The sequence below is a fragment of the uncultured Chloroflexus sp. genome (assembly GCF_937951745.1).
In the GTDB taxonomy this organism is placed as follows: domain Bacteria; phylum Chloroflexota; class Chloroflexia; order Chloroflexales; family Chloroflexaceae; genus Chloroflexus.
The window spans coordinates 35,203-46,033 of the sequence record NZ_CALFBQ010000054.1 but is presented as its reverse complement, the minus strand read 5'-3'; the positions used below and the strand labels follow the sequence as shown (position 1 = coordinate 46,033).

General features: G+C 59.3%; 10 protein-coding genes and 1 tRNA gene. 1 reads left to right on the top strand and 10 read right to left on the bottom strand.

The window, feature by feature from the left end; all coding sequences use genetic code 11:
- The 5 genes from Q1A59_RS13300 to trpA form a co-directional block, all read right to left on the bottom strand.
- Nucleotides 1-2,126: lipopolysaccharide assembly protein LapB (locus tag Q1A59_RS13300; RefSeq protein WP_299645112.1), on the bottom strand; the 2,126-nt coding region annotated here is incomplete at its 3' end.
- 266 nt (nucleotides 2,127-2,392) lie between these two features.
- Nucleotides 2,393-2,469, bottom strand: a tRNA-Pro gene (locus tag Q1A59_RS13295).
- Nucleotides 2,470-2,503: 34 nt separating this feature from the next.
- Entirely contained in the window at nucleotides 2,504-2,755 is a 252-nt protein-coding gene (locus Q1A59_RS13290) for an ABC transporter ATP-binding protein (protein ID WP_298406205.1), read from the bottom strand.
- Between the two features lie 65 nt (nucleotides 2,756-2,820).
- Nucleotides 2,821-3,054, bottom strand: a complete 234-nt coding sequence (locus tag Q1A59_RS13285) for an Lrp/AsnC family transcriptional regulator (RefSeq protein WP_066782560.1) — start codon at nucleotides 3,052-3,054, stop codon at nucleotides 2,821-2,823.
- A 101-nt stretch (nucleotides 3,055-3,155) separates the two neighbouring features.
- Entirely contained in the window at nucleotides 3,156-3,953 is a 798-nt protein-coding gene (gene trpA, locus Q1A59_RS13280) for a tryptophan synthase subunit alpha (RefSeq protein ID WP_298406208.1), read from the bottom strand.
- Nucleotides 3,954-4,194: 241 nt separating this feature from the next.
- On the opposite strand from trpA, the gene Q1A59_RS13275 reads away from it, so the two are divergent.
- Nucleotides 4,195-5,613, top strand: coding sequence for a BCD family MFS transporter (locus Q1A59_RS13275; protein ID WP_298406210.1), 1,419 nt, complete (start codon nucleotides 4,195-4,197; stop codon nucleotides 5,611-5,613).
- Between the two features lie 49 nt (nucleotides 5,614-5,662).
- Here the strand turns inward: Q1A59_RS13275 and Q1A59_RS13270 are convergent, their stop codons facing one another.
- The 5 genes from Q1A59_RS13270 to Q1A59_RS13250 all read right to left on the bottom strand — a co-directional run bounded on the left by Q1A59_RS13270 (nucleotide 5,663) and on the right by Q1A59_RS13250 (nucleotide 10,698).
- The gene (locus Q1A59_RS13270; RefSeq protein WP_299645111.1) at nucleotides 5,663-7,051 is read right to left on the bottom strand and encodes a nitrilase-related carbon-nitrogen hydrolase; all 1,389 of its coding nucleotides are present in this window, start codon (nucleotides 7,049-7,051) and stop codon (nucleotides 5,663-5,665) included.
- Nucleotides 7,052-7,215: 164 nt separating this feature from the next.
- A complete protein-coding gene (locus Q1A59_RS13265) occupies nucleotides 7,216-7,725 on the bottom strand; it encodes a hypothetical protein (protein ID WP_299645110.1) in 510 nt (169 codons plus the stop codon).
- A gap of 126 nt (nucleotides 7,726-7,851) precedes the next feature.
- Nucleotides 7,852-8,502 carry a response regulator transcription factor gene (locus Q1A59_RS13260; protein WP_299645109.1) on the bottom strand — a complete coding sequence of 217 codons (651 nt, stop codon included), beginning with the start codon at nucleotides 8,500-8,502 and terminating at the stop codon, nucleotides 7,852-7,854.
- A complete protein-coding gene (locus Q1A59_RS13255) occupies nucleotides 8,477-9,745 on the bottom strand; it encodes a sensor histidine kinase (protein WP_298406218.1) in 1,269 nt (422 codons plus the stop codon). Before Q1A59_RS13255 ends, Q1A59_RS13260 begins: the two co-directional genes overlap by 26 nt.
- Nucleotides 9,742-10,698, bottom strand: a complete 957-nt coding sequence (locus Q1A59_RS13250) for a hypothetical protein (protein ID WP_298406220.1) — start codon at nucleotides 10,696-10,698, stop codon at nucleotides 9,742-9,744. Before Q1A59_RS13250 ends, Q1A59_RS13255 begins: the two co-directional genes overlap by 4 nt.
- Nucleotides 10,699-10,831 lie beyond the last annotated feature (133 nt).

The following is a 10,831-nucleotide window of genomic DNA, read 5'->3' as shown; positions in this document are numbered from 1 at the left end:
GCCTCTAGCTGCGCGACCTCTTCCGGCGACAGCCCCAGCTCCTCCAGCGAGAACGGCGTCAACTCCGGCTCGGCCGAAAACGGCGTAAACTCCAGCTCTTCCTCCGGCTCTTCACCCTTGCCGCCCAATGCACCAACTGCGCCAGAAGGAGCGAGACTCTCATCAAGGCTCAGCTTCGGCAAACGGAAGGTGCCGGTCAAGCGCTCAGGCGAACCGTCATCCTCGCGCAATGACACATCATCACTCGAGAAATAAGCCGCTACGTCAGCATCAGTAAGTTCAACTGACGACAGCGGCGGCTCTTCGATCGGCGGCAACGCAGCAGCGCGTTCAACCAACTTGCTAAAGATTGACGGCCCGCTCGGCTCGACCTCTTGTGGCAACTGAATACCGCCACTCCGCATTGACGGTTCTTGCCAGCTATAGATCCCCGGTTCAACCGTTTCAGCTTGCGGCGCAGGCTTTGCCTCATCGAGCGCCAGATCGTCTAGCGAGAAGGGTTGCAATGATGGCGGCAATTCACCGGCAGAAGCATTTGCCCCGAAATCAAGATCATCAAGCGAGAAAGGTTGCAAACTGCTCAATTCATCAGCAAATGCATCACTGCCAGCCGTACCCAGCTCTTGGGATCGCGCGGCCTCATCCGCCGGCAAGCCTAACTCCTCGAGCGAGAACGGCGTCAACCCCTGCACCGCCGAACCCTCCAACTGGGCAATCTCTGCGGGCGACAGCCCCAGCTCCTCTAGTGAGAATGGCGTCAGCGCCGGTTCTGCTGCTTCCGCCTCCGCCGAACCCTCCAACTGGGCAATCTCTGCGGGCGACAGCCCCAGCTCCTCTGGTGAGAATGGCGTCAGCGCCGGTTCTGCTGCTTCCGCCTCCGCCGAACCCTCCAACTGGGCAATCTCTGCGGGCGACAGCCCCAGCTCTTCTAGCGAGAATGGCGTCAGCGCCGGTTCTGCTGCTTCCGCCTCCGCCGAACCCTCCAACTGGGCAATCTCTGCGGGCGACAGCCCCAGCTCCTCTAATGAGAACGGGGCCAGCTCCGGCTCAGCGGGGGCATCCGCAGCCACATTGACCCCAATCTCATCTAGTGTCAAACCGGTAGGAGTGGCAGCAGGCCCCGACAGATCGAAATCAAACACATCGCTACCCAACGTCGCTGGCTGAGGCGGGGAAACAACACTCATTGCCGGCGGCGAGAAGAGCAACATCGCTAGCAGATCGTCATCCGACATTGCCGAAGCCACGGCTGCGGGTTGAGCCGCCGGCGTCAACCAACTGGCTTCGGCAAAAAAATCATCATCGGCAGCAACCGCCGCCGGAGCTGCGACTGCCGCACGCCGCGCCCGCCACTCGGCCTCGTCCCACGCCGGCAACGAGACATCGGGCGTTGGTGCGCCCACCGGCAGTGGATCGAACAACATACGCGCTACGGTCTGATAGGGATCGAGGCGTTGCGCGATCCGCCAGTGGTCAGCGCCGCGCTGATCACCACCTTCCAGCAATATCGCGCCGAGGATCAGATGCGCTTTCAGGAGCTTTTGCTGTGCCTGCAACGCCTGCTGGCATGCCTCAACGGCTTCGTCGAGCCGGCCATCACGCCAGAGAGCCTCGATCAAGCCAACCCACGCATCGAGCCGCTCAGGATGTTCGGCAATCACATTGCGGAACTCATGAATTGCCTGTGGCAACATGTGGCCGCGGGCATACAGGCGAGCCAACCCAGAACGGCTGAGGCGAAGAGCAGCGTGCTCGCTCCCCCATGCTTCGGTGTAGAGCCGCACCAACTGGGCGCGCAACTCCGGCATATCCGGACGAATTTCCAGCGCCTGTTCAAACTCGGCAATCGCCTTATCGAGCCGGCCTTGCCACTCGTATGCCATGCCAAGGCCCACGTGGGCCGGAATATTTTCGGGATCAGCCTGCAACACCTGCTCGAAGGTCGCCACAGCGGCGGGCAAATCGCGCTGAGCGAGATACGCCTCACCAAGCAACCGCTGGGCTTCCAGATTATCAGGGTAGTGCGCGAGGATATGCTGGGTCAGGCCAAGTGCCTGCTCAATCTGGTTCGCCTCGAGGAATGTTCTGGCTTGTGTGTAGGCGTCTTGCAGGCTGATAGTCGCCATCCCGGATCCTCCCACATAAATATATGCTTGCGCCGCCCGAAAAGGTGAAATTATGCGTTGAGGGAACGCAGTAGCAGCGCGAATGGTATTCGCCACATGCTTGCAGTATAGCGCCGAATCATGGAAGGTGTCAAGATGTACTGAGTAATTATTGGCATTTTACCAGTATCGCCGGGCCAAAAACCGTTTACTGCGCTGGTTATGAGGACGGAAAAAAGCGCAAAAATACAAACGCTGGCGAGCAAATGCTCACCAGCGTTGCCGGATGGTCGGGGCGACTGGATTTGAACCAGCGACCTCCTGAACCCCATTCAGGTGCGCTACCGGTCTGCGCTACGCCCCGAACGCCCTGATTATAGCGCGGCTACGGCCAAGAGTCAAACTTCGCGCCAGATCAGCGATGCAAAAAAACCTAACGCCGCGCCAAACGGCAGCGCGCCTAGCCCCCAAAACAGTATTGCCGGCCACAGCACGCGCACCCAATCCACCCAACTGGCCTCAGGCGCGATTTGGCCGGTGAAGAGACCGATCACGGCGGTAAACACACCACCTAGCACAATTGCTAATAACGCCAGTATCAATGCGCCGCCCACAGCCCAGCGCATCCGTCGAGAAGGTGAGGGATCCATAGGTTTGTACAACACCCTTTTACCGATGATCCGTTGCCATTGAGAAGGAGTAGTAAGAATGAACTCTACCCAATCACCATACAGGTGATTGTGCGCTTGATGCCGCTAATGGCGTGGATTTCGCTCATCACCAGCCGGCCAATCTGGCGCGGATCAGGAGTTTGCACGGTCGCGACGATATCGTAGGGGCCAGTGACGGCATCAACCGCAATCAGGCCATCGATCGCACGCAGCGCGGCCAGCACCTCGCCGATCTTGCCCGACTCGGCCTCGATCAACACATACGCTCGCGCTTCCATTGCTCGGCTCCTCTCTTGTTTGGAATGGGTTTATAAACGTTCAATAGCGGAGCCGCACGGTCATGCGGCTCTACGGCTGTGTTATGCACCTTGCATCATCATTACCCTGCCACTTCGCTCAGCAACTCACGGATATAGGCAGCAGCGCCGGTCACCCGCTCGGACGGCGGCAGCCGTTCGAGGCGGTCGATCAAGGCACTGCCGACAATAGCACCATCAGCAATACGCGCCACCTCAGCAACGTGCGCCGGCTGGCTAATGCCAAACCCAACCACCAACGGCAGATCGGTTTGTTGTCGCACCGTGGCGATGAGATCGGCGAGATTGCCGGCTAGCGCCTGCCGCGCGCCGGTCACGCCGGTCAATGAGACGATGTAGATAAAGCCGCTGGCATGAGCCACAATCTGCGCGATCCGCGCCGGCGGGGTAGTGGGGGCGATGAACAAGATGAGATCAAGCTGGTGCTTAGCGGCAATCTGGCGCAGATCAGCCGCCTCTTCGAGCGGTAAGTCAGGAATGATCCAGCCATCACCACCAGCAGAGGCTAAATCGGCGCATGCACGGTCAATACCGTAGCGTAACAACGGGTTGTAGTAGCCCATTAACAGCAGCGGCGCTGCCACATGACGCGCGCGCAGCTCGGCGACAGTGGCAAGGCAATCGGCCATCGTCACGCCATGCTCGAGCGCACGCTGGGTCGCACGCTGGATGGTTGTCCCGTCGGCCAGCGGATCGGAAAAGGGCACCCCTAACTCAAACAAACTGGCGCCTGCCGCTTCCAGCGCCGGCACCAGCTCTAATGTGCTCTCGCGTTCGGGAAAGCCGACCGTCAAGTATGGCATTAAGGCAATCCGTCCCTCAGAACGGAGGCGGGCAAAGGTTTCGGCAATTCGGCTCATAAGGTACAATCTCGATAAACCAAGTACGCGTTGTGGCTATCATCATACCACAGGGAACAGTGAAACGCTTTGCGCACGATGGTCATCCCTGTAAGTGGCGAACGCTAATAGCAAATACATCGCACGACTATGAGCCTTGGATGGTTGAGCAGAAGAAGCATTGGAACCTCATTTTATACCGCATGTCACCGCGTGCTATAATACGTCACAACAACGACGCTCTAGCGCAAGGAGCCGGAAGATGGCAATGGCAGACACATTGCTGCGGCCGTTTCGTCAGGTGCAACACTGGCTGGAAGCCCGTCCGCGCCTGCGTATGTGGCTGCGTGTTTTTCGTCTCAGTCTGTTTCAGTTCGGAATGGGTCTCTCGCTTGCGCCGCTAACCGGCACCCTCAACCGGGTGTTAATCAACGAGCTAGGGATCGCCGCGTTTTTGGTCGGTTCCTTGCTGGCGCTGCACTACTTTATCTCACCAGCGCGCGCCATTTTCGGCTACCAGTCAGACGTGAATCGGGCCGCTGGCCGCTGGCGCACCCCCTATCTCGTATTAGGAGCGATGCTGACCTACGGTGGGTTGGCTACTGCGCCCTTCTCGCTGATTCTGCTCAGCGGCGAGGGCTATTTGCCGTTCCCGCTGGCGGTGATTGTCTGTTTTGCGATCTTTTTTGCCTATGGACTAGGGGTCAATATCGCCGAGACGATCTATCTCGCGATTGTCAGTGATGTAACCCCGCCAGAAGAGCGTGGGCGCGTGCTGAGTGTATTGTGGGTGGCACTGGTGCTGGGCACCATCGTTGGCTCGTTGTTGATCGGCGAGCTGCTGATCGACTATAGCCATACCCGCCTGATACAGGTGATGCAGGGTTCGGCGCTGGCTTTCGTCTTCTTAACGTTTATGTCAATGCTCGACCAAGAGCGGTTAAAGCCAAACGGCGAGCTAGCTGACGTGACACCGGTGCGGGTGCGCGAGACGTTGGGCGATTCGTTACGCATGCTGGCGGCGCAGCGCCCGTTGCGCAACCTGTTTATCGTGCTGGCGCTGGCCACCACCGGCTTTGCCGTGCATGACGTGTTGCTTGAGCCATACGGCGGGCAGGTGTTGGGGATGACGGTGGCCGAAACAACCCGGTTGACCGCAGTGTGGGGCGGCGGCATGCTCACCGCAATTGTATTGACCGGCTGGCTGCTCTGGCGCGGCCAACCGGCGTTGCGCATGATCGGCGGCGCGTCGCTGCTTGGCATTGTTGGCTTTGCTACGATCAGTTTCTCAAATTCACCCAATCACGTTGGCCAATTTCTGAGTGGAGTAGCTCTAATCGGTATGGGCCGCGGCATGCTGATCGTCGGCGGTCTCTCGCTGGTGATGGGTCTTTGCGACCGTGCTCACGCTGGTCTGTTCCTTGCTCTGTGGGGCATTACACAGGCGTTGGCGCAAGGCGTGGGCACCATTGCCGCTGGTCTTGCCCGCGACATCATCGGGCGAATGAGCGGCGTCGTTGCTAACGGTTACATCGCCGTTTACCTCAGCGCGCTCACCCTGATTGCAATCGCCGGCGTGATGCTGCTCGTTCTCTACCGGCGTGGCCAACTGCGCGCTGAGCAAGTGCGCTCGCCGTGGAGCAGCCTTGAGCAGGTGAATGCCGATCAGATTATTTTCTAGGTGGAAGGGCTGCTGGTGATCCTACTATCAGGATCACTAGAGTCTGTCGTTATGATGGCCTTGGCCGCCACGCTAGAATCAAGATGCCAGCTATGCTTACGCTCAGCCATTCAAACCAATCGCCAGCGAGCGTGTATAGCGTGTATTCAGCGCTAACAAATGTCTCGCCGATCAGCACTGTCGTCTGATTGACCCCGCTCTCGGCAGTGATACGGCCATACGGATCGACTACGAGGGCAATCCCGCTAGTAGTACTAACGGCAAAGGCGACTCGGTTCTCAACCGCGCGCAAGACCGTATCGGCGGCATGCGCGCGTGGAAACCACGGATTGGCGGCGAAATCATCATCGGCAGGCATAGCGACGATGCGAGCGCCAGCGCGAGTGAGTTGGCGTGTAATATCCGGTGTGTGCCGATCGTAGCAAACGCCGAGGCCGATGGTTCCCAGCGTGGTCGGATAGACTGGAAAGCGCCGCTGACCGGCGACAAACCCCTGCGCCCGTTCGTCGCCGGTCACATTGATTTTGGCTTGCCGCCCCACTTCAACCCCATCTGGCCCAAACAAGACTGCTGTGTCGTAGCGGCCAGCCGGTGTTGTCCAGATCATATCGGCAACGAGAAATGCGTTCAGTGCTTGGGCCAGTTGCCCGATCACCAAACGCAGCGCCGGATCGTCAGCCGTCGCCAACTCGTTTTCCGGCCATACCACCAGTTGCGGTTGCTGCGGTGCCAGCATTCGCGTCAGCGCAATATCACGCTCAAGCACAGCTTGTTGCTCTGACCCAAGCTGATTGGCGAGATCGACCATCACTCCGATCTGCACTGTTTCAGCAGGCGATGGCGCCATCACCCACCATCCGCATGCTAGTACCAAGGCAACACTCCCCAAGCTCAACACTGCCGGCCAAGCGATGCGTTTCTGCCAAGCGGCCACGAGCAGGGTCGCCAACGCTGCATTGGTTAAGGCGATCACGAAACTCAGTCCGGGCGAGCCGGTCAGAGTGACAATTTGCAACGCCGACGGAAAGCGCCATTGCGTTTTCGCGAGCGCCTCAAACCACCAATCGCCAATCACCGGTATGACCGTGCGTACAAACTCTAGTGCCGTCAATGCAAGTGGTAGACCGAGTGTCTGAACCGCTGACGGCAAGCGGCTGGCAAGCGCCATACCAGCTTGCAACAGTGCCGCGTCCAAGAAACCGACCGCCACGATCAGCAGCATGCCTCCAGCCCAACCAAACATCGCTGGATACCACGCATGCGCACCGAGCGACCAGAGGATGCCGCAAGGCAGCGCAATCCAGAGGTGAAAGCGAGTCGGACGGCTAGCCAGCGCGATCAAGATGGGCACGAGGCCTATCCACGCCAGCCAGCCCATATCAAACAGCGCCGGTTGGGCCAAGCCCATCAAGACACCCGAACACAGCGACAGGAGCATAGCTTGGCGCAACGTTTGTAATGGCGACGAAACGGCGGTAGATGCTGTTGTTAGAGGAAGCGTAGGGTGGTCAACCATAGTCACACACCTCTTTACCAAGCAAGGGGCTACGGTGTCTGGCCATAGCCCCTCGCTTCCCCTTCCTGCCGGAAATCGCCCTATCGTTACTCAGCTCCCCGCCGCAGCAGCAAGGCCACACCGATCCCAATCAGCACGAGCGGCCAGATCCAGCCGGCCCGGTTGAAGATCAGATCGAGCAGCGTGACGCCACCCTCACCGATCAGAATGAGCGAACCAATCATGGCCATCACACCGCCGGGGATGAACGGCCACCACACCTTCTCGTTGGCAAAGAGCGCGCTGAGTAGCGGAATAGCTGCCCAACCGGCTGCAAACGAGAGCAGGAAGACGCCACCTTCAAGGTTTTCGGCCAATGGTAGCGTTTCAACCAATGCCGCCCCTAGTCCGATCCCGCCAAGAATACCTGCTGGGATGAACCAACCTGCGTTGCAGGTGCGTATGCCGACGATTGCGAAGATAAGCGCTATCATCGGCAACACAAACAGACCAGCATCAACCATGTACCCCAACAGTAAGATGATGCCTAGCGCAATCAGCACCATCCCCACCACTGACCGGTTGCGCGTTTCGGTCATTGTCGTTTCGGTTTCCATTGCTTTCCTCACGTTCGCTACAGCTCTGTTGCCTGACTAGAGCATAGCACTCGGCGCGATGGGCAACCAGTGGCGAAGGATAGATTGTGGTCATAGGCGGAGGATGACGTTCGGCATAGGAAGGGATTATTCGATCAACCCCAACTTGCGGGCGCGGATGATAGCCTGTGTGCGATCGCGCACCGCGAGCTTGGCAAGCAGACTAGAAACATGATTTTTGACCGTGCCCTCACTGATACAAAGCTGATCGGCGATCTCGCGATTCGACTGCCCGATGGCAATCCCGCGCAGCACGTCCATTTCACGCTCGGTCAGCGGTTCGGCCAACGGCAGCATTGCCGGCGCTCCTCTACCGGCCAGCCGGGTGAACTCGGCCAGTACTTTGCGGGTGATGCTGGGCTGGATCAGCGCCTCACCGCGAGCGACGATTCGCACCGCCTCGACAATCTCGCTACTGTCGGCATCTTTCAGCATATAACCGCGCGCACCAGCCTTTAAGCCCTCGATCACATATTCATCATCATCGAACGTGGTCAGAATGATGACCCCGATGTGCGGCCACCGCTTGGTAATCTCACCGGTAGCAGCAACGCCATCCATCACCGGCATGCGCACATCCATCAACACGACATCCGGCTGCATTTGCTCAACCATGGTCAGCGCCTGTTGGCCATTGGCCGCTGCCCCTACTACGATCAAATCCTCTTCTAGATCGAGCAGGGTCTGGATCCCCTGCCGCACCAGTGTCTGGTCATCGGCCAACAGAATGCGGATCATGCGGCCCTCCCTCTGCTCCCGCACGGGGCACAGCCATCACCAACCGGAAACCACCCTCCAGCAACGGTTCCGCCTGCAAAGTCCCCCCCAACCGCGCCGCTCGTTCACGCAGACCGGCAAGGCCAAAACCAGTCTCGGCGACCGGCGGCACCGGCGGGCCGTCATTGATTACTTCCAGTCGCACACCATCGGCATCACCGCTCAGCCGCACTGTCACTGTGGTTGCCTGAGCATGTTTTTGCGCATTAGTCAAGCCCTCTTGGGCGGCGCGATAGAGGGTCATCGCCACCGCCGGCGCCACCTCACCCACTTCACCTTCCAGCGCAAAGTTGGCCTGCAACGGCGAAACCCGATCGAAATCGCGCACCATCCCAGCGATCACGTCCGGCAGAGGTTGGCCGGCCAGCGGATTGGCCCGTATCAAAGCCACGCTCTGCCGCACCTCGGCCAGCGCCGCCTGCGCCTCCTCCCGGCAAAGAGCCAGCGCCTGCGCCGCCCGTTCCGGTTCGCGGTCGAGCAGACGGGCAGCGGCTTGCAACTGCACATTCAGCGCGGTGAGATGATGGCCTAGCCCGTCGTGAATCTCGCGCGCCAACTGCACGCGCTCTTCAGCCGCCGCCAAAGTAACTTCGCGTTCACGTGCCGCCGCCAACGCCGCATTAGCCGCACGCAACTCGGCGGCCAACCGCTCGGCACGGGCCATCTGATCGGCCAAACGCGCGAGCACAATCGAAAATACCAAGGTGAAGATCAAACCCAACAAAATGGATGAGGTCTGCGCGAGGAGCTGTTCAAGCGCTGCGCCGCGCAACCAGAACACTCCACTCCACCCAAGGTACAAGAGCAGACTGATGCCGAGACCACGCCACACCCCTAGCCCGACCACCGCCTGCGAAGCGATGACGAAAAGCAAAAAGGGTAGAAACGTCCAACCGGCATCGAGACCAACATAGTTCACCACCAAGAAGAGCGTGATACTGGCGGCGAAATAGAAACGGTTCGCTGCTGCTTCGCCCCAACGGCGCTGCAAACCCTCCCAAGCTGCGTTGAGCGCCAGCAGGACACTCAAAAGCAACACGACTGGGTAAAAGCGTTCTGGCGGCAAGTGGCGATGAAAGAGGATAAACTCAACGAGCGCGAAGCTAATCATAGCATACGCCGCCAGCATCAGCGTGCGCTGCCCGCTACTAAAATAGCGCGCAAGTCGCTGCCAAAGCTGGAAGACCGGCATCTGCACATTCATGGGACTATCCACGGTTGCAAGATATACTGCCACCAATTATTGGCGATACCATCGGTCTCGCCGGCAACCCGCGGCAGATGATCGAGCCACCAGAGATGGTGGAGGCGCACATCGCCGCCGCCCCATTCGGCGCAGCGCATCACCCGGGCCGGCGCGCTCAGGTTGGGAAACTGGTACCACGCATCGGCCCGCGCCCACACCGGTCGCGGGTTGCCCCAATCGTAGTCGCGCGCGCTCGACGGCGCAAAGTGGACGTTGCCGCACTCATCGAGGCGAGTGAAACGCTCCCACAAGTTGCGCTCCGGCGGATGATTGCGGTAGACATACGCCATAATCGACTCGACGCGATGACCGAAGTTTTCGAGCATGCAATCAACCCCACGCTCGACATTGAACCCCATCACAACATAGCGGCGGCGGGCATTGGGCAACCGCAGCGGCGGCGCATTGCACCAAAACGCATCCACACCGACCATCCGGCTCTCGTAGTAACCGGCATACGGAAAGGCAAACAACCACAACTCATCCAACTCACCGCGCTCAAGCTCGGCGGCCAGCCCGATCTGATCGAGCAACTGCTCATAATCGGCTTCATCCGGTTGGTGCGCCGGCATCCGCCGCTCCCATACCGCCAGATACGTGGCGCTATCGTAGCGAAAGCCATCGCTCTTGATCGGAAAGTCGGTATAATGCCGCCGCATCACGATTCGATAGTCGGCGATCCCACCCGAACAGGCACGCAGATCGGCGATATATCGGGCGGCCAGTGTTTCGGCATCGTTCCAACCCATCACCCGGCTCAACGGCAAGCCGCCGCGTTCGGGAATCGGCGGATCGTGGGTAATAAGCGCTACCTTGAGCGTAATCGGCTCGCCGGGCCGGTCACCGCGCAATATAGCCGGACGATCGCCGGATTCGCCTCGTTTACCCCCGCCGAAGAGACGGTTCAGCATAGTATAATCTCCGAATAGCCACGAAAAGACCCAAAAACCACAAACGTTTTGGTGCCTCTTGGGTCTTTTTGTGCTCGTTGGCATTTGTCTGCTAAGACGAGCAGGATTGCCAACGCAAAGACGCTAAGCTCGC

Bases quoted from the DNA above. Each gene is read 5' to 3' on its own strand.
- Q1A59_RS13275 (WP_298406210.1), top strand. From the start codon at position 4,195: ATGGCAATGGCAGACACATTGCTGCGGCCGTTTCGTCAGGTGCAACAC.
- Q1A59_RS13255 (WP_298406218.1), bottom strand. From the start codon at position 9,745: ATGAATGTGCAGATGCCGGTCTTCCAGCTTTGGCAGCGACTTGCGCGC.
- Q1A59_RS13250 (WP_298406220.1), bottom strand. From the start codon at position 10,698: ATGCTGAACCGTCTCTTCGGCGGGGGTAAACGAGGCGAATCCGGCGAT.
- Q1A59_RS13270 (WP_299645111.1), bottom strand. From the start codon at position 7,051: ATGCTCCTGTCGCTGTGTTCGGGTGTCTTGATGGGCTTGGCCCAACCG.
- trpA (WP_298406208.1), bottom strand. From the start codon at position 3,953: ATGAGCCGAATTGCCGAAACCTTTGCCCGCCTCCGTTCTGAGGGACGG.
- Q1A59_RS13265 (WP_299645110.1), bottom strand. From the start codon at position 7,725: ATGGAAACCGAAACGACAATGACCGAAACGCGCAACCGGTCAGTGGTG.
- Q1A59_RS13285 (WP_066782560.1), bottom strand. From the start codon at position 3,054: ATGGAAGCGCGAGCGTATGTGTTGATCGAGGCCGAGTCGGGCAAGATC.
- Q1A59_RS13260 (WP_299645109.1), bottom strand. From the start codon at position 8,502: ATGATCCGCATTCTGTTGGCCGATGACCAGACACTGGTGCGGCAGGGG.
- Q1A59_RS13290 (WP_298406205.1), bottom strand. From the start codon at position 2,755: ATGGATCCCTCACCTTCTCGACGGATGCGCTGGGCTGTGGGCGGCGCA.